This window comes from Escherichia marmotae, assembly GCF_002900365.1.
In the GTDB taxonomy this organism is placed as follows: Bacteria; Pseudomonadota; Gammaproteobacteria; order Enterobacterales; family Enterobacteriaceae; genus Escherichia; species Escherichia marmotae.
Genome location: NZ_CP025979.1, coordinates 2,184,863 through 2,207,755, shown reverse-complemented (window position 1 = coordinate 2,207,755; position 22,893 = coordinate 2,184,863). Strand labels below are relative to the sequence as shown.

The 22,893-nt window shown below is 52.3% G+C and carries 26 protein-coding genes; 23 read left to right on the top strand and 3 right to left on the bottom strand.

Annotation, left to right across the window (positions count from 1 at the left end):
• Positions 1-80 precede the first annotated feature (80 nt).
• The 6 genes from flgH (at position 81) to C1192_RS11415 (ending at position 5,660) form a co-directional block, all read left to right on the top strand.
• Complete coding sequence (gene flgH / locus C1192_RS11440; protein ID WP_038355506.1) at positions 81-746, top strand: flagellar basal body L-ring protein FlgH; 666 nt, start codon at positions 81-83, stop codon at positions 744-746.
• A 14-nt stretch (positions 747-760) separates the two neighbouring features.
• Complete coding sequence (locus tag C1192_RS11435) at positions 761-1,861, top strand: flagellar basal body P-ring protein FlgI (RefSeq protein ID WP_038355505.1); 1,101 nt, start codon at positions 761-763, stop codon at positions 1,859-1,861.
• Positions 1,861-2,160: a rod-binding protein gene (locus C1192_RS11430; protein ID WP_038355504.1), complete on the top strand. Its 300-nt coding sequence runs from the start codon at positions 1,861-1,863 to the stop codon at positions 2,158-2,160. Before C1192_RS11435 ends, C1192_RS11430 begins: the two co-directional genes overlap by 1 nt.
• Positions 2,161-2,345: 185 nt before the next feature.
• Positions 2,346-3,722 (top strand): flagellar hook-associated protein FlgK, encoded by a 1,377-nt coding sequence (flgK, locus tag C1192_RS11425; protein ID WP_038355503.1) that lies wholly within the window; start codon positions 2,346-2,348, stop codon positions 3,720-3,722.
• Between the two features lie 14 nt (positions 3,723-3,736).
• On the top strand, positions 3,737-4,666 hold the full coding sequence (flgL, locus tag C1192_RS11420) for a flagellar hook-associated protein FlgL (protein WP_038355502.1): 930 nt from the start codon (positions 3,737-3,739) through the stop codon (positions 4,664-4,666).
• A gap of 16 nt (positions 4,667-4,682) precedes the next feature.
• Positions 4,683-5,660: a hypothetical protein gene (locus C1192_RS11415; RefSeq protein WP_038355501.1), complete on the top strand. Its 978-nt coding sequence runs from the start codon at positions 4,683-4,685 to the stop codon at positions 5,658-5,660.
• A 58-nt stretch (positions 5,661-5,718) separates the two neighbouring features.
• Here C1192_RS11415 and C1192_RS11410 read toward each other — a convergent pair whose 3' ends face one another.
• Positions 5,719-6,573 (bottom strand): winged helix-turn-helix domain-containing protein, encoded by an 855-nt coding sequence (locus C1192_RS11410; protein WP_038355500.1) that lies wholly within the window; start codon positions 6,571-6,573, stop codon positions 5,719-5,721.
• A 485-nt stretch (positions 6,574-7,058) separates the two neighbouring features.
• On the opposite strand from C1192_RS11410, the gene lafA reads away from it, so the two are divergent.
• The 14 genes from lafA to C1192_RS11340 all read left to right on the top strand — a co-directional run bounded on the left by lafA (position 7,059) and on the right by C1192_RS11340 (position 18,585).
• Positions 7,059-7,973: a lateral flagellin LafA gene (gene lafA, locus C1192_RS11405; RefSeq protein ID WP_038355499.1), complete on the top strand. Its 915-nt coding sequence runs from the start codon at positions 7,059-7,061 to the stop codon at positions 7,971-7,973.
• Positions 7,974-8,262: 289 nt separating this feature from the next.
• Entirely contained in the window at positions 8,263-9,579 is a 1,317-nt protein-coding gene (gene fliD, locus C1192_RS11400) for a flagellar filament capping protein FliD (RefSeq protein ID WP_038355498.1), read from the top strand.
• A gap of 22 nt (positions 9,580-9,601) precedes the next feature.
• Positions 9,602-9,994 carry a flagellar export chaperone FliS gene (gene fliS, locus C1192_RS11395; protein WP_038355497.1) on the top strand — a complete coding sequence of 131 codons (393 nt, stop codon included), beginning with the start codon at positions 9,602-9,604 and terminating at the stop codon, positions 9,992-9,994.
• A gap of 4 nt (positions 9,995-9,998) precedes the next feature.
• Positions 9,999-10,310 (top strand): hypothetical protein, encoded by a 312-nt coding sequence (locus tag C1192_RS11390; protein WP_038355496.1) that lies wholly within the window; start codon positions 9,999-10,001, stop codon positions 10,308-10,310.
• Positions 10,307-11,365 carry a flagellar hook-length control protein FliK gene (locus C1192_RS11385; RefSeq protein WP_038355495.1) on the top strand — a complete coding sequence of 353 codons (1,059 nt, stop codon included), beginning with the start codon at positions 10,307-10,309 and terminating at the stop codon, positions 11,363-11,365. Before C1192_RS11390 ends, C1192_RS11385 begins: the two co-directional genes overlap by 4 nt.
• Before the next feature lie 7 nt (positions 11,366-11,372).
• Entirely contained in the window at positions 11,373-11,840 is a 468-nt protein-coding gene (locus C1192_RS11380; RefSeq protein ID WP_038355494.1) for a flagellar basal body-associated FliL family protein, read from the top strand.
• A gap of 19 nt (positions 11,841-11,859) precedes the next feature.
• Positions 11,860-12,576, top strand: coding sequence for a FliA/WhiG family RNA polymerase sigma factor (locus C1192_RS11375; RefSeq protein WP_038355493.1), 717 nt, complete (start codon positions 11,860-11,862; stop codon positions 12,574-12,576).
• A gap of 12 nt (positions 12,577-12,588) precedes the next feature.
• Positions 12,589-13,452 (top strand): flagellar motor stator protein MotA, encoded by an 864-nt coding sequence (motA, locus tag C1192_RS11370; protein WP_038355492.1) that lies wholly within the window; start codon positions 12,589-12,591, stop codon positions 13,450-13,452.
• Between the two features lie 2 nt (positions 13,453-13,454).
• Entirely contained in the window at positions 13,455-14,360 is a 906-nt protein-coding gene (lafU, locus tag C1192_RS11365) for a putative lateral flagellar export/assembly protein LafU (protein ID WP_038355491.1), read from the top strand.
• A 135-nt stretch (positions 14,361-14,495) separates the two neighbouring features.
• A complete protein-coding gene (gene dinB, locus C1192_RS11360; RefSeq protein WP_001226159.1) occupies positions 14,496-15,551 on the top strand; it encodes a DNA polymerase IV in 1,056 nt (351 codons plus the stop codon).
• Positions 15,548-16,000 (top strand): GNAT family N-acetyltransferase, encoded by a 453-nt coding sequence (locus C1192_RS11355; protein ID WP_061090638.1) that lies wholly within the window; start codon positions 15,548-15,550, stop codon positions 15,998-16,000. Before dinB ends, C1192_RS11355 begins: the two co-directional genes overlap by 4 nt.
• Before the next feature lie 241 nt (positions 16,001-16,241).
• Complete coding sequence (locus tag C1192_RS11350) at positions 16,242-17,381, top strand: RNA ligase RtcB family protein (RefSeq protein ID WP_038355490.1); 1,140 nt, start codon at positions 16,242-16,244, stop codon at positions 17,379-17,381.
• The gene (prfH, locus tag C1192_RS11345) at positions 17,378-17,992 is read left to right on the top strand and encodes a peptide chain release factor H (protein ID WP_000602119.1); all 615 of its coding nucleotides are present in this window, start codon (positions 17,378-17,380) and stop codon (positions 17,990-17,992) included. The genes C1192_RS11350 and prfH overlap by 4 nt, the downstream gene beginning before the upstream one ends.
• Positions 17,993-18,054: 62 nt before the next feature.
• Positions 18,055-18,585, top strand: coding sequence for a metal-dependent hydrolase (locus C1192_RS11340; protein WP_016262919.1), 531 nt, complete (start codon positions 18,055-18,057; stop codon positions 18,583-18,585).
• A 2-nt stretch (positions 18,586-18,587) separates the two neighbouring features.
• On the opposite strand, the gene C1192_RS11335 is transcribed toward C1192_RS11340, so the two are convergent.
• Together C1192_RS11335 and pepD are read right to left on the bottom strand one after the other, a co-directional pair.
• Positions 18,588-18,830, bottom strand: a complete 243-nt coding sequence (locus tag C1192_RS11335) for a hypothetical protein (RefSeq protein WP_038355489.1) — start codon at positions 18,828-18,830, stop codon at positions 18,588-18,590.
• 58 nt (positions 18,831-18,888) lie between these two features.
• On the bottom strand, positions 18,889-20,346 hold the full coding sequence (gene pepD, locus C1192_RS11330; RefSeq protein ID WP_038355488.1) for a cytosol nonspecific dipeptidase: 1,458 nt from the start codon (positions 20,344-20,346) through the stop codon (positions 18,889-18,891).
• A 260-nt stretch (positions 20,347-20,606) separates the two neighbouring features.
• On the opposite strand from pepD, the gene gpt reads away from it, so the two are divergent.
• The 3 genes from gpt (at position 20,607) to crl (ending at position 22,861) form a co-directional block, all read left to right on the top strand.
• On the top strand, positions 20,607-21,065 hold the full coding sequence (gpt, locus tag C1192_RS11325; protein ID WP_001291991.1) for a xanthine phosphoribosyltransferase: 459 nt from the start codon (positions 20,607-20,609) through the stop codon (positions 21,063-21,065).
• 92 nt (positions 21,066-21,157) lie between these two features.
• Entirely contained in the window at positions 21,158-22,402 is a 1,245-nt protein-coding gene (gene frsA / locus C1192_RS11320) for an esterase FrsA (RefSeq protein ID WP_001515787.1), read from the top strand.
• 57 nt (positions 22,403-22,459) lie between these two features.
• Positions 22,460-22,861 carry a sigma factor-binding protein Crl gene (crl, locus tag C1192_RS11315; RefSeq protein WP_038355487.1) on the top strand — a complete coding sequence of 134 codons (402 nt, stop codon included), beginning with the start codon at positions 22,460-22,462 and terminating at the stop codon, positions 22,859-22,861.
• Positions 22,862-22,893 lie beyond the last annotated feature (32 nt).

Here is a 22,893-nt window from a genome sequence, read left to right as displayed (position 1 = left end):
CGAAATGTCGGATGCGACGCTGACGCGTCTTATCCGACCTACCAGGGCTCATAACTCTTTGTATTTTAAACAGGCAGAACGTGAAAAATTATCTCTGGCTGGTGGCGCTGCTTCCCCTGCTTAGCGGGTGTGAATCGCAGGCCATTCTGGTCAAAAAAGACGACGCATACTTTGCACCACCGAAAACCGAAGCGCCGCTCCCGGCTGACGGGCGTGCCGGAGGCGTGTTTGAAACGGGCTACAACTGGTCGCTCACCGCCGATCGGCGGGCTTATCGCGTGGGCGATATTCTGACGGTGATCCTCGAAGAATCTACCCAGTCGAGCAAACAGGCGAAAACCAACTTCGGCAAAAACAACACCGTTGATATTGGTGCGCCGACGATTTTTGGTCACACCAAAGATAAGCTTTCCGGCTCCATCGACGCCAATCGCGACTTTGACGGCAGCGCCACTTCCCAGCAGCAGAACAGCCTGCGCGGAGAGATCACCGTTTCTGTCCATGCGGTGCAGCCCAACGGTATTCTGGAAATTCGCGGCGAGAAATGGCTCACCCTCAACCAGGGTGATGAGTACATCCGTTTAAGCGGCCTGGTGCGCGCCGACGACATCCAGAACGACAACTCGGTTTCCTCCCAGCGGATTGCCGACGCTCGCATCTCCTATGCCGGACGCGGCGCGTTAAGCGACGCCAACGCCGCAGGCTGGCTGACGCGGCTGTTTAACCATCCTCTGTTCCCGATTTAATGCCGGAGAGTGCAATGCAAAACTGGATCAAGACCGTGGTTCTCGCCATAAGCCTGGCGCTGCCCGGCGTGGCGCTGGCGCAATCGCTGGAGTCGCTGGTCAACGTACAGGGCGTGCGTGAAAACCAACTGGTCGGCTACAGCCTGGTGGTCGGCCTCGACGGCACCGGTGATAAAAACCAGGTCAAATTCACCAACCAGACCATCACCAATATGCTGCGCCAGTTTGGCGTGCAACTGCCGAATAAAATCGACCCGAAGGTGAAAAACGTCGCGGCGGTGGCGGTGAGCGCCACGCTGCCGCCGATGTACTCGCGCGGGCAGACCATTGATGTCACCGTTTCGTCGATTGGTGATGCGAAAAGTATTCGTGGCGGCACCTTGCTGCTGACCCAATTGCACGGCGCGGATGGCGAAGTTTATGCCCTGGCGCAGGGCAGCGTGGTGGTGGGCGGGATGAACGCCACCGGAGCCAGCGGCTCGAGCGTGACGGTTAACACACCAACCGCCGGGTTAATTCCCAACGGCGCGACGGTAGAACGCGAGATCCCCAGCGATTTTCAGATGGGCGACACCATCACCCTCAACCTGAAACGTCCGTCGTTTAAAGACGCCAATAATATTGCGGCGGCGATCAACGCCTCGTTTGGCGGCATCGCCACCGCGCAGAGTTCCACCAACGTTACCGTGCGCGCGCCCACCAGCCCCGGCGCGCGGGTGGCGTTTATGTCGCAACTGGACGATGTGCAAGTACAGGCGGAGAAAGTCCGCGCCCGCGTGGTGTTTAACTCACGTACCGGCACGGTGGTGATGGGCGATGGCATCGCGCTGCATGCGGCGGCGGTGTCGCACGGTAGTTTGACCGTCTCGATTAACGAAACCAGCAACGTCAGCCAGCCGAACGCCCTTGCTGGCGGGCGCACGGCGGTCACGCCGCAAAGCAATATCGCGGTGAATCATGCGCGTCCGGGCGTAGTCAGTTTGCCGGAGTCCAGCAGCCTGAAAACGCTGGTCAATGCGTTGAACAGCTTAGGCGCAACGCCGGACGATATTATGTCGATTTTGCAGGCGCTGCATGAAGCGGGCGCGCTGGATGCCGACCTGGAGGTGATCTGATGAAAGTGAACGCCAGCGGCGGGATTGACGGCAGCGACGCATTAATGGGGCCGAAGGTTCAGGCCAATGACATCAAGCAGGCCGCGGAACAGTTTGAGGCGATCTTTTTACGCAACATGCTGAAAGAGATGCGAAAAACCAATGAGCTTTTCGATTCGAAAGATAACCCGTTTAACAGCGATTCGGTGCGCATGATGCAGGGGTTTTATGATGATGAGTTGTGTAACATGCTGGCGCAGCAGCACGGGATTGGCATTGCGGCGATGATTGTGAAGCAGTTGTCACCAAAGCATAAATGAGGCTCCGGCGTTTGGTGCCTGATGCGCCGCTGTCGCGTCTTATCAGGCCTACGAGTCCGCACATATTTTTATGTTTGCGCCCGTATGTAGGCCGCATCCGGCGTTTGGCACCTGGTTTACGGAACTTAAGAATCCCCATCTTCACGCCGCTTTTAACCGGCACGATTTACCGGTAAGGACCCAACATGGACATGATCAACATCGGCTACAGCGGCGCATCAACGGCGCAGGTGGAGCTGAACGTCACGGCGCAAAACACCGCTAACGCCATGACCACGGGCTATACCCGCCAGGTGGCGGAGATCAGCACCATCGGCGCCAGCGGTGGTTCGTCGAACAGCGCCGGTAACGGCGTGCAGGTCGACAGCATTCGCCGCGTCTCTAACCAGTATCAGGTGAATCAGGTGTGGTATGCCGCCAGCGATTACGGCTATTACAGCACCCAGCAAGGGTATCTTAGTCAACTGGAAGCGGTACTGAGCGACGATAACAGCAGCCTGAGCGGCGGTTTCGACAACCTCTTCGCCGCCCTTAATGAAGCGACCACCAGCCCTGATGATTCCGCCCTGCGCGAGCAGGTGATCAGCGAAGCCGGGGCGCTGTCGTTACGTATCGATAACACGCTGGATTACATCGACTCGCAAAGCACGGAAATCATCAGCCAGCAGCAGGCGATGGTGTCGCAAATCAATACGCTCACCAGCGGCATCGCCAGCTATAACCAGCAAATCGCCCAGGCCGAAGCCAACGGTGATAACGCCTCCGCGCTGTACGACGCTCGCGATCAGATGGTGGAAGAACTCAGCGGAATGATGGATGTGCAGGTCAATATCGACGACCAGGGCAACTACAACGTCACCCTGCAAAACGGTCAGCCGCTGGTGAGCGGGCAGCAAAGCTCAACCATCGCGCTGGAAACCAACGCCGATGGCACTCCGACCATGTCGCTGACTTTTGCCGGAACTACCTCGACGATGACCACCGACACTGGCGGTTCATTAGGCGCACTGTTTGATTATCAAAACGATGTGCTGACGCCGCTGACCGACACCATCAACAGCATGGCGTCGCAGTTTGCCGATGCGGTCAACAACCAACTGGCGCAGGGCTACGATCTCAACGGTAACCCCGGTGAGCCGCTGTTTATTTATGACGCCAGCAACGCTGATGGCCCTCTGACCGTTAACCCGGATATCACCGCTGATGAGCTGGCGTTCTCCAGTTCGCCGGACGAAAGCGGTAACAGCGACAACCTGCAGGCGCTGATCAATATCTCTACTGAACCGCTGGAAATCGACAATCTTGGCAGCGTGACGGTCGGGCAGGCGTGCTCGTCAATCATCAGCAATATCGGCATCTACAGTCAGCAAAACCAGACGGAAGTCGATGCCGCGTCTAATGTCTATTCCGCAGCGCAAAATCAGCAGAGCAGCGTCAGCGGCGTCAGCATGGACGAAGAAGCGGTGAATCTGATCACTTATCAACAAATTTATGAAGCCAATCTGAAAGTCATTTCCGCCGGCGCCGAGATTTTCGATTCGGTGCTGGAAATGTGCAGCTAAGCGGGAGCGTGAGAATGCGAGTAACCACCCAACAAACCTACGTCTCGATGACGCAAAGCTTTAATAATCTCTCCGGCGACCTGGCGCATGTGGTCGAGCAGATGGCAACCGGCAAGCAGATTTTGCAGCCGTCGGACGACCCCATCGCCGCCACGCGCATCACCCAGTTGAACCGCCAGCAGTCGGCTATTGAGCAGTATCAGAGCAATATCGACTCCGCGTCGGCGGGGTTAAGCCAGCAGGAGTCGATTCTCGATGGCGTCAACAACAGCCTGCTGGCGGTGCGCGACGACCTGCTGGAAGCGGCGAATGGCACCAATACCGCCGATTCGCTCGCAAGTCTCGGGCAGGATATTAAGTCACTCACCGAATCAATGGTCGCGGCGCTGAACTACCAGGACGAAGACGGGCACTACGTGTTTGGCGGCACTATCAACGATCAGCCGCCGATCGTGGCGGTAGATGATGATAGCGATGGCGTCACCGACAGCTACAGTTATCAGGGCAACAGCGATCACCGCCAGACTACCGTGTCAAACGGCGTGGACGTGGATACCAACGTGGCGGCGAGCGATTTCTTCGGCAGCAACTTAGACGTGCTTAACACGCTTAATTCCCTGTCGCAGGAGCTGCAAAACCCGGACGTTGACCCGGCAGATCCGCAGGTGCAGAGCGATATTCAGAACGCCGTTGATGTAGTGGACACCGCCTCGGACGACCTCAACGCCTCGATTGCTTCACTTGGTGAGACGCAGAACACCATGTCGATGTTGAGCGATGCGCAGACCGATATCTCCACCTCCAACGATCAGTTGATTGGCTCTTTACAGGATCTCGATTACGGCCCGGCGTCGATCACCTTTACCGGACTGGAAGTGGCAATGGAAGCTACCCTCAAGACTTACTCGAAAGTGAGTGAGTTGAATTTGTTCAGCGTTCTCTAACTCTTTCAGGAACAGTATGCAGGTCGGACTTACATCTTCATCACTCGCCACCGGCGGCGCGCATAGCGCTGCGGTATCGTCGTCAACCGTTGCGCCCACTCAGGCGGTGCGACAAAAGCTCCCGGCGACGGCGAGTGAATATCCGGCTTCGCCGCTGATTACCACTCGCCCGCAGCGTTACAGCGTACAGCTTAATGACCAGCTCACCACGTTGCAGCAGGCGGATCATTATCTCGGGCAACTGGAGCAGCAGTTGCTCGATTATCGTCATAGCCAGCGTAAGGGTGGGCAGGCGCCGAGTTCAGCGCTGATGCAGATGCTGGACAAACGCACTACTCTTTCTGGCGGTGCGGTGGACCGCCAGTTGCAGCCGGTGTTACAGGGGGCTGCGCGGGTGGCCTTTCACTCGCCGGATCTGGCGAATCTCGTGCACAATCCCACGCCGGGAACGCGGATGTTCAGCGTCTCTGACGGGCGGCAGACCCAGCTTGCGGCGGTGATGCTGTCTGAGGATGACAACACCGGGCAGTATCAGACGCGGCTGACCAACGCTTTGCGCCGCGTGGGCGTGCAGATGCATCAGCAGGCAGACGGCATCAGTTTTTCCGCCACCGAAAAACAGTGGCCTCATATTGAACGCACCTTAAGCGTGCGCGCCGATGGCGATAAGTCGGCGTTTATTCTGCTGAAAACCTTTGCCGAACCCTCTGAGGCCGAGCGTTTAACGCAAAGTTTGCAACAGGGCGGGGCGGGGATTTCTCACATATTAGAAAACATTAACCAGCAGCGCGCCCAGATGGCGGTGCAGCAAGAAAAAGCGCGGCAGTTGATCGACGGCATGTCGCGCTTCCCGCAAACAGAAAATGCGGTGCAGGCGTCGGAGAATCTCGGCGGCGTGCTCGACAGCGCCAATCATAACTATCAGGTTTTATTGCAGGCGGTGAACGGCCAGGCGCGAATTTCCAGCCAGACGGTGAGGAATTTATTGGGGTAATTATCGGTAGGCCGGATAAGACGCCTTTAGCGTCGCATCCGGCATATATTGGTACTCATCAGCACTTCTGCACAGTATTTAATAACTTCTCTAAATTCTGATACATCGCGCTACTAATATCGCTATTCTGCCAGCTTTCCACATTAAAGGTTAATTGCCAGCTTCCGTTGCACTGGTTACGCAGAACGATATCACTCTCCAGTCGGTCACGAACATATTTATAATAAGTTGTCATGGTCATATTGTGCGCTGACAATAAATTATCTAATTTTTCTTTTCCTGGAGTGAGAGTTTGTGAAAGTAATGGCGCAGTATTAGTCCCCCCATCAGTGCTAAGATGAAATATCTTTATTCGCGGACTATTGACCGTTTCTTTAATCAGTTGCGGCGTATCAGGCATATTTTTATCGTAGCTATAACCTACGGTTGAGCCAACGGCGATGGCAACAGTTAACATTGTCAGCCCCAGCACATAATTACGTTTTTTACGGGCGGGGAGTAATGGTGTGGCGGGTAATGTTTTTTCGTCACGAACAGGTGAAACAACTTCCTGCGGTTCAACTGCAATATTCAATGTTTCAGCCGATGCTGATGCAGGTAAGGAAATATATTCTTTATTACACAGATAACCTTTCTTCGGAATGGTTTTAATAATGTTCTGTTGTTTACCATCATCGTCAATAGCAACACGTAAGGCGTGGATCGCCGTAGGCAGGCTGTTGCCGCCAACAATGCGGTTTTTCCACACTTCGGCACATAAATAAGATCGCGATAAAACCGTCTCGGCATTTTTTGCTAATGTTTCCAGCAAAATAAAATGGTATTCGCCAAGACGACGCATTTCACCCGTTTCACAATGAATTAAGGCATTAAGCGACGGGTCCATCCGCCAGTTGTTGATAATAATACTCATAGTTGAGTTTACCTTAGCAAGGGATAAATGTTTCCTGATAGTACGCTGCATTAAGCAGGGTCTTATACATCCTTGAGAAGATGATTTTACTGCGTGATAATTAATATTTAATGGTAATAGGATTATTCTTAATCTCTATATGGCGTGAGAATGTAACGAAATGACTGGCGAGTCACAATAGTAAAATGTGTGTTATTTGCAACGCAATGTAAATATTAGCATCAGTTCGTTGGGTAATAATCAATTTTTCTGCTGATAATCTGAGTGATAACAATCAGTTGACGATGACATGTTTTGTCACCTGGCCATGTGGCATATATTGCTAATAATCTTTTAATCTGAATTTAGATTCTGCTTTTTTTAGCTAAAAGTGGCATTCGATAAAATGGACTGAAAAATTTTTTATGGTCATTTTAAGTTTGCTCATGGGATGTCGTTTTTACAGGGTATCGAAACGAACACGATTAATCCCAAGGAGCAGTATCATGTTATCTATGAATACCAATAACGCCTCAATGGCCGCCGTTAACGCAATTAGCAAAAGTAGTTCTTCTCTTTCTACTTCTATGGAACGCCTGGCGACCGGTAACCGTATTAACTCTTCAGCAGATGATGCCGCGGGCAAACAGATTGCTAACCGTTTGACGGCACAGTCCAGCGGTATGGGCGTTGCGCTGAGCAACATTAACGATGCGACGGCGATGCTGCAAACCGCAGATAGCATGTTTGATGAAATGTCTGATGTGCTGGGTCGTATGAAAGATCTCTCCACCCAGGCGGCGAACGGCACTTACAGCGACGACGACCTGCAGGCGATGCAGGATGAATACGACGAACTGGGTCAGCAGATGTCTGACATGCTGCAAAATACTACTTATGGCGGCACCAACCTGTTCGGTGTTTCCGGCACCAGCAACACCGGCACTGACGGCCTGTTCCAGAGTGCGGTGACTTTCCAGGTAGGCGCGGAGTCTTCCGACACCATGACCGTGAACATTTCAAGCCAACTGAACACGCTGGTGACGGATCTTTCTGCTATCAGCAACTCCTTTAGCGCAGATCAGGCAGACACCACGGGTACTGCGGGCGTTTCTGGCGGTACTGAGCTGACTGCGTCTGGCTCGGCCAACCAGATGATCACCAGCATTTCTACCGCGATGGATGACGTTTCGCAGATCCAGTCCAAGCTGGGCGCGTCTATCAACCGTCTTAACGACACCGCCAACAACCTGACCAGCATGCAGGACAACACCGAAGTGGCGATCGGTAACATTATGGATACCGACTACGCGACGGAAGCGTCCAACATGACCAAACAGCAGGTGCTGATGCAAACCGGCATCACCATGCTGAAACAGTCCAACAGCATGTCCAGCATGGTTTCCAGCCTGCTGCAGTAATGGCGGATTGCCGGATGCGGCGTAAACGCCTTATCCGGCCTACAAAGTATTGCAAATTCAATATATTGCAGAAACCTTGTAGGCCTGATAAGCGCAGCGCATCAGGCAATGTTGCGTTTGTCATCAGTCTCAACACCGCCTGCGGGCGGTGTTGTCCTTTCTGCGGCAGGCACTCTTCCGCCAGACCGGAAATGGTCTTTCCGCCTGTTTTTCAATTAATTGATTATTCACATAAAAATTATTGGCACGCCTTTTGCCAATAATCTGACATCGTAATCCGGAGTCATCAATGATTAACCCAAGAACCATTGCGCAAGAAATCGCGTATGCCGATGTTGCCACTCAGGCAGCAAATTTGCAGGAGAAGCAGAGCGAGCTGGATGCTGAAAGCAGCGGCCTGGACTCGCTCAGCTCGGCGTTGAGCGATTTTCAGAGTGCTGTCGATGCGCTGAACAGCGATACCGACGGCCCGGTGACTTTTGCTGCTTCCAGCAGTAATGACTCCGCCACCGTTTCCGCCAATTCCCAGGCGCAGGGCGGAAGCTACTCGTTTTATGTCGAGCAACTGGCACAGGGGCAGCAGACCACGTTCAGTATGGGCGACGACGCCTTTTCCGCCACCGGCACTTTTGAACTGACGATGGGCGACAGCAGCATGGATATTGATCTGTCGGCGGCGGATCAGAACGGTGATGGCGATGGTTTTATCGATGCCAGTGAGCTGGTGAATGCGATTAACGACTCCGATGACAATCCCGGCGTTTCGGCGGCACTGGTAAAAACCGACGGCACCACCACCATTATGCTCACCTCCGAAAGCACCGGAGCACAGAGCGCGTTCTCGGTGAGCGTGACCGGGCATGACGCCAGCAACGATAGCGCCAGCGCGCCCGTTGCTACGGATGTTTCCTCCGCCCAGGACGCGATTATTCATCTCGGCAGCGCCACGGGGCCGGCGATCACCAACAGCAGCAATACATTTGATGATGTGATCCCCGGCGTCACCATGACGTTCACCGAAGTCAGCGATTCTGACAGCGATCTCTCCACCTTTAACATCAGCGAAGATTCCAGCGCCAGCCAGGAGAAAGTACAGACCTTTGTTGATGCCTATAACACTTTGATCGATACGGTTGATTCGCTGACCACCCACGGTGATGACAGCAGCAGCGCCGGGGTCTTTGCGGGTGATGCAGGACTCAGTTCACTGGCGAACCAGCTCGATGACATCGCCCATGCCAGTTACAACGGCGTGTCGATTGTGGATTATGGCATCACCCTCGATTCTCACGGTCACTTGCAGATCGACTCCGACCAGTTCAACGACGAAATGGCGAAAAACCCGGACGGTCTGACGTCAATTTTCGTCGGTGACAACAGCATGGTGGCGCAGATGGACGACCTGATTAACACCTATACGGACTCCAGCAACGGCATCATCACTCTGCGCCAGCAGAACATTGACGATCAGATGAGCAAAATTCAGGACGAAAGCGATCAGCTTACCGATACCTATAACGCCAACTACGACCGTTATCTTGAGGAGTACACCAACACACTGGTTGAGGTGTACACCATGAAAGCCAGCATGGCGGCATTCGCGTAACTCACAAGGAATATCCCTAAAGATGTACGAAGTACAGGATGGCTATTCGCAATATAAAGAGATTGACCTTGCGGCTCGCACTGCTGCGGCGTCACCTCTCGAACTGGTACTGGTGCTGTTTTCTGGCCTGATGGATGAGCTGGAACGCGCCAAAAGCCACATTGAAGGGCGACGTTTCGAGAAGAAAGCCCAGAGCATCAACAAATGCATCGATATTCTCAATGCGCTCACCAGTTCGCTGGAGTTTGAAACCGGCGGCGAGCTGGTGGTGAATCTTTCGCGTCTGTATGACCACTGTGTTTATCGTTTGTATGAGGCCAGCGGCGAACTGTCGGCAGAGAAAATCGATGAAGTGATGCTGATTTTAAGCAACCTGCGCGAAGGCTGGGAAGGGCTTTCGGGCAAGCTGGGTTAACGCAATGGAAAAAGAACGCAGGCAACTTTTCGCGCTGGTTACGGCGATGAACGAAGCACTGGATAAACAGCGCTGGCGACGCCTTCCGGTGCTGCATCAGCAGTTGATGCGCCAGTTTCATGTCTATGAAGAGGCTGAAACTGACGCTGCACAATTGCGTGTGGTGAAAGCGCAACTTCATGCCGCGTTTAGCGTATTGATTGCCCGACGCGAGCAGAGAACTGAAGTGCTGAAAGCACGCATGGAGAGACACCAGCAACATCAGGAAGGCGTGCTGGCCTACTCAATTGTTAATTTACTTTCGGAGAAGCCATGAATCCGGCATTGCTTGCCACGCTCGGAACGCTTGCGCAAACCGCCGCGCTGAAAACGGACATTTTGCCGCCGGTGAGCGGTGAAAACGTACCTGCTTTTACCCTGCCGAAAATGGCGGTGGCCGCGGTGGCGGAGCGCGTTCATAGCGCTAAATCCCCCCAGCAACAGGCGACGCGCCCGCAGGAGAACGATCCGGCAGCGATGCAGGCGCTAATGGCGCTGTTACTGCCGCAACCTGCCGCGCCGCATCAGGACACGCCGCAGCCGCGAAACGTGGCGACATCTCCGGTTATCCGGCAACTGACGAAAGCGGCGGCGCAAAACACACCGCAACACCCGATGCAGCAGGAACTCACGTCGTTACCACCGCAATTACAGGAGCTGGTCAGCCAGTTGCCGCAGGCAAAGCCTGAACAGCAGGCCAGACTGGCAACTTACGGCAGTGAAGATTTACGCGCCATTGCGCCGGTGCAACAGCGCACGCCCGCTAAACCAGAACGCGCGAAGCCTGAGCCGACCCGTGTGACCACGCGTCCTCCAGTAGAGCGTAAAAGCGATAAAGCAGCAGAAACAGAACCCGTCATTTCGCGCGTTGTGTTGCCAGTTAAAACGCCGGAACGGGTCAGCGATCATCAGGAGATTGCCACTAAACCTGTCACCCTCTCGATGGACGAGCTGGGCGAAAAATTGACGACGCTTTTGAAAGATCAGATCCATTTCCAGCTCAACAAACAGCAGCAGATCTCGACAATCCGCCTTGATCCACCGTCGCTTGGCAAGCTCGAGATCGCTGTGCAACTGGATAGCGGCAAACTGACGGTGCATATCGGCGCTAACCAAAGTGAGGTTTGTCGCGCGTTGCAGCAGTTTAGCGACGATCTTCGCCAGCATCTGACGGCGCAAAATTTTATGGAGGTGAACGTGCAGGTCTCCTCCGAAGGGCAGTCGCAGCAGCAGCAACAGTCGGGCCATCAGCAGGAGGAGGTGAGTGCCGCCTTACAGCTTGATGATGAGCCTCAATTTCAACAAAACGAATCCGTTTTGATCAAAGTGTAAAGGCAAGATGAAGAGAATTGTGGTGGCAGGCGTGGTCAGTGCCGTTCTGGCGTTGGTGGTAGGAGCCGGGGCAGGGTGGGGAGTCTGGCATCATTATGCCGGAAAAGGAAAACCGACTGCCGTAGCGCGGATGGAATCGGTGGAAACGATGGATGAAAGCAAAAGCGTGTTTGTGACGTTGCCGGAAACCATTGTCACTCTGCATGACAACAACGGCGCGGATCATTATTTGTCGGCGGAATTAGTCATGGTGGTCGCCAGTGATAAAGAGGCCGAAAAAATAAAACATCAGGAGCCGCTGTATCAAAGCATTGCGGTTGAGTGCCTGACGGAAATGAAATTTGAAGATTTGCGTGGCATGAAAATATCGGCCATCCGCAAACTGATTTCTGATGCGCTAAAGAAAGATCTTCAGCGTCGCAAAATGAGCACACCGTATAAGGATTTGCTGGTGAAAAAAGTGGTCTTCCAGTAATCACCAGACGGATATAAACATGCTACAGGACGTATTCGAGTCAGAAGAATTTACTGCCGCGCCGCTATTAACCCCGCAGCAGGAGAGCCACTATTTACAGGCCTATTTACCGCTGGTGCGCAAAGTGGTGCGGCAACTCGCGCCGCAGTGCAACTGCATTATTGACCGCCAGGATATGGAACAAACGGCGTTAATGGGGCTGCTTAATGCCATTCGTCGCTACGGGCTGCCTGATGAAGGTTTTGCAGGTTATGCCGTGCATCGAATTCGCGGCGCGATCCTTGATGAGCTGCGTGCGCTCGACTGGCGACCGCGGCAGTTGCGGCAGAAATATCATCAGATGAAAGACCTGATTCGTGAGACGCGTAAAAAACTGGGGCACGAACCAGAGTGGCAGGAACTGGTCCGCGAGGGTATTTCTCATGAAGATTATCTCGAATATCTTCAACTGGAAGGTGCGGAAACCCTCGCCAGTCTGGATGAATTGCTTGGCGTTGAAGGCCACAGTATCCCGCTTGCCGGAAGAGAGCTGGAAGAACAAATCATTACCCAGCAAATGCTGCAACACGCGCTTTCACAATTGAGTGAAAAAGAGCAACTGATCCTCTCTATGTATTACCAGCATGAGATGAATCTCAAAGAGATCGCGCTGGTATTAGGACTGACCGAAGCCAGAATTTGTCAATTGAATAAACAGATCGCGCAGAAAATTCGTGATTTTGTCTATCCGAATTAAAGTGAAAAAATTATGCAAAAAATAGTAGGTTTATTGGTGGTGCTCGGCTGCGTATTTGGCGGGTACTTTGAAGCGGGCGGGCAATTAATTGCTATCTGGCAACCTGCAGAGATAGTTATTATTTTAGGTGCCGGTTTTGGGGCGATGATTATTGGCAACCCAAAACATGTGCTGAAAGAAATCGCCCATCAAATCAAAGGCGTGATCAGTAAAAAACAGCTCGGGCCGGAGTTTCAGCGTCAGCTATTAATGTGCCTGTATGAATTGCTCGAAATGGTGCAAAACGGCGGCCTGCGCATGCTGGATCAGCACATTGAGCAGCCGGAAGAGAGCACTGTTTTCCAGAAATACCCGCTGGTGTTAACCCAGAAGCGGCTGGTGACCTTTATTGCCGATAACTTTCGCCTGATGGCGATGGGCAAAATTGACGCCCATGAACTGGAAGGCATCCTCGATCAGGAACTGGACACCGCCGAAGAGTCGCTGCTAACGCCGTCGCGTTCGCTGCAACGTACCGCCGAAGCGATGCCAGGGTTTGGCATTTGTGCGGCGGTGTTGGGCATCATCATCACCATGCAGTCGATTGATGGATCTATCGCCCTGATTGGCCTGAAAGTAGCGGCGGCGCTGGTGGGGACGTTTTTAGGCGTATTTATCTGTTATTGCCTGATGGACCCGCTCGCCAACGCCATGGAACAACAGGCGCGGGCGGAACATTCTCTGCTGGAGTGTGTGCGTACCGTGCTGGTAGCCCAGGCGGGCGGTAAACCGACCCTGCTGGCGGTAGATGCGGGACGTAAGTTGCTGCATCTGGCATCCAAGCCGACCTTCGCTAACCTCGACGCGTGGGTGAATGCGATGCTGGAGCAAGATTAAGCATGAGAAAGACGGGCAACCGCCGCGAGCGCGGGGCAAAAACGACCATCGTCCGGCGGCAGATCAAAAAGAACCATGCCGGGCATCACGGCGGGGCGTGGAAAGTGGCCTTTGCCGACTTTACTCTGGCAATGATGGCGCTGTTTATGACGCTGTGGATTGTCAACAGCGTCAGTAAATCTGAGCGGGAAAGCATTATCGCCGCGCTGCACGGGCAGTCGATTTTCAATGGCGGTGGATTGTCGCCGTTAAATAAAATTAGCCCGACCCACCCGCCGAAACCCGCTACCGTGGCGGTGCCGGAAGAGACGGAGAAAAAAGTGCGCGATGTGAACGAGAAAACGGCGCTGCTTAAGAAGAAATCCGCCACCGAGCTTGGCGAACTGGCGACCGATATCAACATCATCGCCCGCGATGCGCATATGGAAGCGAATCTGGAGATGGAAATTGTCCCGCAGGGATTGCGCGTGCTGATTAAAGACGACCAGAACCGCAATATGTTTGAACGCGGCAGCGCGAAGATTATGCCGTTCTTTAAAACCCTGCTGGTGGAGCTCGCGCCGGTGTTCGACTCGCTCGATAACAAAATTATTATTACCGGGCATACCGATGCGATGGCCTATAAAAACAATATCTACAACAACTGGAACCTTTCGGGCGACCGCGCGCTTTCGGCTCGTCGCGTGCTGGAAGAAGCCGGAATGCCAGAAGATAAAGTGATGCAGGTGAGTGCGATGGCTGACCAGATGTTGCTGGATACCAAAAATCCGCAAAGCGCGGGTAACCGACGTATTGAGATTATGGTGCTGACCAAAAGCGCGTCCGATACGCTGTATCAATATTTTGGCCAGCATGGCGACAAAGTGGTGCAGCCGTTGGTACAAAAGCTGGATAAACAGCACGGGTAGCAAAAACTACCTCTTGTAGTCTGGACAAGACGTGCCAGCGTCGCATCCGGCGATAAGGGGGCAGATTGCTGAATCTTTACGCATTTCTCAAACCCTGAAAACACTGTATACTTTACCAGTGTTGAGAGGTGAGCAATGCGTAAAATCATTCATGTGGATATGGACTGTTTTTTCGCAGCGGTGGAGATGCGCGACAATCCCGCCCTGCGCGATATCCCTATTGCTATTGGCGGCAGCCGCGAACGTCGGGGGGTGATCAGCACCGCTAATTATCCCGCGCGTAAATTTGGTGTACGCAGTGCAATGCCGACCGGTATGGCGCTCAAATTATGCCCACATCTTACGCTGCTTCCGGGGCGCTTTGACGCTTACAAAGAAGCCTCGAATCATATCCGCGAAATCTTCTCGCGCTACACTTCGCGCATTGAACCGCTGTCGCTGGATGAAGCCTATCTTGACGTCACCGACAGCGTACATTGCCACGGTTCTGCGACCCTCATTGCCCAGGAAATCCGCCAGACGATTTTTAACGAGTTGCAACTGACGGCGTCTGCGGGCGTCGCGCCGGTAAAGTTTCTCGCTAAAATCGCTTCTGACATGAATAAACCCAACGGTCAGTTTGTGATTACTCCGGCTGACGTTCCGGCATTTCTGCAAACCCTGCCGCTGGCGAAAATTCCCGGTGTCGGCAAAGTGTCGGCGGCAAAACTGGAAGCGATGGGGCTGCGAACCTGCGGCGATGTGCAAAAGTATGATCTGGTGATGTTGCTCAAACGTTTTGGCAAATTTGGCCACATTTTATGGGAGCGTAGTCAGGGCATCGATGAGCGCGATGTTAACAGCGAACGTCTGCGCAAATCCGTCGGCGTGGAACGCACGATGGCGGAAGATATTCATCACTGGTCTGAATGTGAAGCGATCATTGAGCGGCTATACCCGGAGCTGGAACGCCGTCTGGCGAAGGTAAAACCAGATTTGCTGATTGCTCGTCAGGGGGTGAAGTTAAAGTTCGACGATTTTCAGCAAACCACTCAGGAACATGTCTGGCCGCGATTGAATAAAGCTGACCTAATCGCCACCGCGCGTAAAACCTGGGATGAACGCCGCAGCGGGCGCGGTGTGCGGCTGGTGGGCTTGCATGTGACGTTGCTGGATCCGCAAATGGAAAGACAACTGGTGTTGGGGTTATGAATAACATATCAATAAGAGACTATCGGCCCGGAGATTTTCAGCACATATGCGCTATTTTCCTTAGAGCGGTTACGATGACGGCTAGCCAACATTATTCTCCGCAGCAAATTGCCGCTTGGGCGCAGATTGATGAAACACGCTGGAAGAAAAAAATCGCGCAATCACAAGTGCGGGTTGCGGTCATTGATGAGCAACCAGTCGGATTTATTACGCTAATTGACCGCTATATCGACTTATTATTTGTTGACCCGAAATACACCCGCCGCGGTGTCGCCAGCGCCTTGTTAAAACCATCGATTAAGTCTGAATCCGAACTTACAGTAAATGCCAGCATAACGGCAAAACCCTTTTTTGAACGTTATGGTTTTCAGGTAGTTAAGCAGCAGAACGTTGAATGCCGGGGAGAGTGGTTGACTAATTTTTATATGCGTTATCAGCAGCCAGATTAATTCCAGCTTGCAATGTAAATATTGCCTGCCTAGTATGTGCGCGTTTTCTTATTCCACAAACTGCAAGGAGGTCAATCATGACAAATTCTTTATCAATGACGCTTTGCAGACCTTTCCAGGATTAATTCTTTTTTTTGCCCTGGATTCGTCTGCCATTTTCTGATTTTTTAATTGTTACTCTTAATAATTTGAGTCGCAGCTCATGCAACTTGAAGTATGATGAGTATAAATGGAATGGTACATGGGCAAATATATTCGTCCTTTATCCGATGCGGTATTTACCATCGCATCCGATGACCTGTGGATCGAGAGTTCAGCGATCCAACAATTACACACCACAGCAAAACTTCCCGATATGCAACGCGTAGTAGGGATGCCAGATTTACACCCCGGACGCGGCTACCCGATTGGCGCAGCCTTCTTCTCCGTTGGGCGTTTTTACCCGGCGCTGGTCGGCAATGATATCGGTTGCGGCATGGCGCTATGGCAAACAGATATCCTTGCCCGCAAATACAATGCCGATAAGTTTGAAAAGCGATTGTCTGCTCTGGATGATGTTGCCGAAGAAAGCTGGCTGGAGGAAAACCTGCCGTCAGCGTTTGCACAGCATCCGTGGCGCAGCTCGCTGGGTTCCATCGGCGGCGGCAATCACTTCGCTGAACTGCAACAGATTGATCAAATCATCAACGCTGAGTTGTTTGCACTGGCTGGTATGGATGCGCGGTATTTGCAACTGCTGGTTCATAGCGGCTCGCGTGGTTTGGGGCAGTCTATTTTACAGCGACATATTGCCTCGTTTTCTCATCATGGCTTGCCAGAAGTCTGTGACGACGCGCTACGTTATATCGCGGAGCATGACGATGCGTTGGCGTTTGCGCGTATGAATCGCCAGATGATTGCTTTGCGCATGATGCAGCAGGTGAAGGCGACGGGAAGTCTGGTTCTGGATGTGGCACATAACTTTATTACCGCGAGTCAAATTGGCGATCAACAAGGCTGGTTACATCGTAAAGGGGCAACGCCAGATGATAGCGGTCTGGTGGTTATCCCCGGCTCACGCGGTGATTTCTCGTGGCTGGTTCAGCCTGTCATTTGTGAAGAAACATTACATTCGCTGGCGCATGGGGCAGGACGCAAATGGGGACGTACCGAGTGTAAAGGGCGTCTGGCGGCGAAATACACCGTGACGCAACTCTCGCGTACTGAACTTGGCAGCCGGGTAATTTGCCGCGATAAACAACTCATCTTCGAAGAAGCGCCGCAGGCCTATAAATCAGCAGAAAGCGTGGTGCAATGCCTGGTACAGGCCGGTTTAGTTAATCCAGTCGCGCGGTTGCGTCCGGTACTGACGCTCAAAAACAGTGGAGGGAAAAAAGGATGATCTTGTTGCAACTCTCCTCTGCCCAGGGGCCAGAAGAATGCTGTCTTGCCGTCAAAAAGGCGCTGGACAGGCTGATTAAAGAAGCTACCCAACAGCGCGTCGCGGTAACGGTGCTGGAAACAGAAACGGGGCGCTACTCTGACACGCTGCGTTCGGCGCTGGTCTCTTTGGATGGCGATAATGCATGGGCATTAAGTGAACGCTGGTGTGGTACGATTCAGTGGATTTGCCCAAGCCCGTATCGACCTCATCATGGACGTAAAAACTGGTTTCTGGGCATTGGGCGTTTTACCGCTGATGAGCAGGAACAATCAGATGCGATCCGTTATGAGACGTTGCGCTCGTCGGGGCCGGGCGGTCAACATGTCAATAAAACCGACTCGGCGGTGCGCGCCACGCATCTGGCAAGTGGGATTTGTGTGAAGGTACAATCGGAACGTAGCCAGCATGCTAACAGACGGCTGGCGCGATTGCTGATTGCCTGGAAGCTGGAACAACAGCAACAGGAAAATAGCGCGGCGCTGAAATCGCAGCGGCGAATGTTCCATCATCAGATTGAACGTGGTAACCCGCGACGGACGTTTACAGGGATGGCTTTTATCGCTGTGTAATTCAGGAACATGTCCCGCCGTTTTCTCCGTGAAAGCAGCGGGTGAAAACGAAAGGAATCATCATGTTTATCGGTCATCTTCCGGCTGGATATTTAATAAATTGTACTTTAGTAAAACGCTTGCCGCTGATTGCTCGTCATGCGCGGAGAGTGATGGTTATTGGCTTAGTCGGGGCAGTTGTACCCGATTTTGATCTCTTCTGGTGCTATCTGATTGATAGCGGGCAACGTCATCATCATCTTTACCCGTCTCATTGGCCATTGCTATGGTTCACACTTTTGGCTGCGACGCTACTCTGGGCTGGCGTCGCGAAGAATAAACTTCCGCCGTGGTTGGGGGTGATATTTTGCCTGAATGGTATTGTGCATTTATTACTTGATACGCTGGTTGGGGATATCTGGTGGCTAATGCCTTTCGTTAATAAACCGTTTGCGCTATTTCATATTACGGCGGTACATCAGCCGTGGTGGCTAAATTTTTTATTACACTGGTCGTTTTTACTGGAGTTGATATTGGTAACGGCGGCTATTGCTGTGTGGTGCAAGCGTAATGTCAAAATGATGATTGTAAAACGCGTGAAAAAATTGTTCTGACGTCAGGCTGCGTAACATATTTCCTTGGGAAATTCTCTCGTGGTTAAATATGTTCTTCTGACTTTGCCCCAGGCTCTGAGCATAAAAAAACTCTGCTTTTCACCTTCAAGCTCTTTCACGGATTTCAGCGCGAAATTTTCTTTGGTGATCAAAAATACCCCCCATGAAATATGGTCGCAGCTATACAAATATGCGACTTTTTCATGGGTTTCATAATGCTTTGTTATTTCAATGTAAATCGCCATACAATTCTGCCCTTCATCCTTGAACAGTCCACGCCCGCAGGCGTGGACGTTATCGTTATTACTTCACAGGAATTTCTTTCAGCAGTTCAGTCAGCAGTGTCCAGTAATGACCAACGCTTTCGATATGAACTTGCTCATCCGGAGAGTGTGGACCAGTGATGGTTGGCCCGATAGAAACCATGTCCATTTCCGGATACGGTTTTTTGAACAGACCACATTCCAGGCCCGCGTGGATAATCTGGATGTTCGGCGTCTTGTTGAACAGACGCTGATAGGTTTCCCGTACCAGATGCATCACCGGAGAGTTAGCGTCCGGCTGCCAGCCAGGATATGCGCTTTTCGCTTCGGTCTTCGCGCCTGCCAGTTTACCCAGTGAATCCAGCATGCTCACCACGTAGTCTTTACCGCTGTCGATCAGTGAACGGATCAGACAGTGAATTTCTACGTTGTTGTCGGTCATGGTCACCACACCGACGTTCAGTGAGGTTTCAACCACGCCTTTTGCCACGTCGGAGTTACGAATAACGCCGTTCGGGGTGGCGTTCAACAGGCGAATAAAGGTATCGCGAGATTTAGCAATTAGTGCAGCTTTATCGTTCGCTACAGAGTCCAGCAACAATGCCAGGTTTTTCTCTTTCTCTGCCAGCTCGTTTTTCAGGATATCCTGATAGGTATTCACCAGAGATTTCAGTGCATCGACTTTATCGGCTGCAACAGCGATGGTCGCAAAGGCTTCACGCGGAATGGCGTTACGCAGTGTGCCACCGTTGAAATCGATAAGGCGCAGATCCAGCTCTTCTGCATGACCTGCCAGGAAGCGTACCAACAGTTTGTTGGCATTACCCAGGCCAACGTGGATTTCACCGCCGGAGTGGCCGCCTTTCAGACCTTTTAAGGTTAACTTAAAGGTTTCAAAGCCAGCCGGAACCGCTTCACGATCCAAATGCAGGTTAGAGGTGAAGTCGATACCACCCGCACAACCCATATAGATTTCACCTTCTTCTTCAGAGTCGGTGTTAATCAGAATGTCAGCCTGTAACCAGTTGCTCTGTAAGCCGAATGCGCCATCCATACCGGCTTCTTCGGTCATGGTCAGCAGCACTTCCAGCGGACCATGAACCACGTTGTCATCGGCAAGAACCGCCAGCGCAGAGGCCATACCAATACCGTTATCCGCGCCCAGCGTTGTGCCGCGTGCTTTAACCCATTCGCCATCAATATAAGGCTGGATAGGATCTTTAGTGAAGTCGTGCACGGTGTCGTTGTTTTTCTGTGGCACCATATCGAGGTGAGCCTGCAGGACGACCGGTTTACGGTTTTCCATACCTGCAGTGGCAGGTTTACGAATCAGGATATTCCCCACCTGATCGCGTTCGACATGGAAACCTTTCTCTTTTGCCCAACCTACAATGTATTCAGCAAGCTGCTCTTCGTGGTAGGACGGGTGAGGAATAGAACAGATTTTGGCAAAAATATCCCACAGCGGCTGTGGAGATAATTGAGACAGTTCAGACACGTTAAGTCTCCTTGTCGATCACCCGCAAAACAGTATTGCAGGTCACAGGGTTAGCAGAAAATGTTGTCAGCACAAGTCAGGCTTGCGAGATATGTTTGAGAATACCACTTTATCCAGCGACAGGTAGTAGCAGTGCGCAAAAAGACGCGGACTTATGTGAAATACTGGTTTTTAGTGCGTCAGATCTCTATAATCTCGCGCAACCTATTTTCCCCTCGAACACTTTTTAAGCCGTAGATAAACAGGCTGGGACACTTCACATGAGCGAAAAATACATCGTCACCTGGGACATGTTGCAGATTCATGCACGTAAACTGGCAAGCCGCCTGATGCCTTCAGAACAATGGAAAGGCATTATTGCCGTTAGCCGTGGCGGTCTGGTGCCCGGAGCCTTACTGGCGCGTGAACTGGGTATTCGTCATGTCGATACCGTATGTATTTCCAGCTACGATCACGACAACCAGCGTGAACTGAAAGTACTGAAACGCGCAGAAGGCGATGGTGAAGGCTTCATCGTCATTGATGACCTGGTAGATACCGGCGGTACTGCGGTGGCAATCCGTGAAATGTATCCAAAAGCGCACTTTGTCACCATCTTCGCTAAACCGGCTGGTCGTCCGCTGGTTGATGATTATGTTGTTGATATCCCGCAAAATACCTGGATTGAGCAGCCGTGGGATATGGGCGTGGTGTTCGTTCCGCCTATCTCTGGTCGCTAATCTTTTCAACGCCTGGCTTTGCCGGGCGTTGTTCTTTTTGACGTCAGGCAGGTTACAATAGCTTCCAGTAAGTATTCCTGGAGGCTGCATCCATGACACAGGCTAACCTGAGCGAAACCCTGTTCAAACCCCGCTTTAAACACCCTGAAACCTCGACGCTAGTCCGCCGTTTTAACCGCGGTGCGCAACCGTCGGTGCAGTCGGCCCTCGATGGCAAAAATATTCCTCACTGGTATCGCATGATTAACCGCCTGATGTGGATCTGGCGTGGCGTTGATCCGCGTGAAATCCTCGATGTCCAGGCGCGTATTGTGATGAGCGATGCCGAACGCACCGACAATGATTTATACGATACGGTGATTGGCTACCGCGGTGGCAACTGGATTTATGAGTGGGCCACCCAGGCAATGCTGTGGCAACAGAAAGCCTGTGCGGAAGAAGACCCGCAAGTCAGCGGGCGTCACTGGCTGCACGCTGCTACGTTGTACAATATTGCCGCCTATCCACACTTGAAGGGCGATGATCTGGCTGAACAGGTACAGGCGTTGTCAAATCGCGCGTATGAAGAAGCGGCGCAACGTCTGCCTGGCACCATGCGGCAGATGGAGTTTACTGTGCCGGGCGGCGCGCCCATCATTGGCTTTTTGCATATGCCAAAAGGCGATGGCCCATTCCCGACAGTATTAATGTGTGGTGGTTTGGATGCGATGCAAACAGACTATTACTCCCTTTATGAGCGCTATTTTGCACCGCGCGGCATTGCGATGCTGACTATTGATATGCCTTCGGTCGGTTTTTCCTCAAAATGGAAACTCACCCAGGATTCCAGCTTGCTGCACCAACATGTTTTAAAGGCGTTGCCAAACGTGCCGTGGGTGGATCACACACGCGTCGCAGCCTTTGGTTTCCGTTTTGGTGCTAACGTTGCCGTGCGCCTCGCATACCTTGAATCGCCGCGTCTGAAAGCCGTTGCCTGTCTTGGGCCGGTGGTTCACACCTTGTTGAGTGATTTTAAGTGCCAGCAACAGGTGCCGGAAATGTATCTTGACGTACTGGCCAGCCGTTTGGGGATGCATGATGCTTCCGACGAAGCGTTGCGCGTGGAGCTGAATCGCTATTCATTAAAAGTGCAAGGATTGTTGGGACGTCGTTGCCCAACGCCAATGTTATCAGGTTACTGGAAGAACGATCCGTTCAGCCCGGAAGAGGATTCCCGCTTAATCACTTCGTCATCTGCCGACGGTAAATTGTTAGAAATTCCATTTAATCCGGTGTATCGGAATTTTGACAAAGCGCTTCAGGAAATCACCGACTGGATCGAAAAACGATTGTGTTAAAAATTTGCTAAATTTTGTCAATTTGGTAAAACAGTTGCATCACAACAGGAGATCGCAATGACGTTACCGAGTGGACACCCGAAAAGCAGATTGATCAAAAAATTTACCGCACTTGGCCCGTATATTCGTGAAGGTAAGTGCGAAGATAATCGATTCTTTTTCGATTGTCTGGCTGTATGCGTCAACGTGAAACCCGCGCCGGAAGTGCGTGAGTTTTGGGGCTGGTGGATGGAACTGGAAGCGCAGGAGTCCCGTTTTACCTACAGTTATCAGTTCGGTCTGTTTGATAAAGCAGGTGACTGGACGAGTGTTCCGGTAAACGATGCAGAAGTGGTTGAGCGACTGGAGCATACTTTGCGTGAGTTTCATGAAAAGCTGCGTGAACTGCTGACGACGCTGAATTTTAAGCTGGAACCGGCGGATGATTTTCGCGATGAACCGGTGAAGTTAACGGTGTGAGTGAAATGTGCCGGATGCCTCGCATCCGGCAA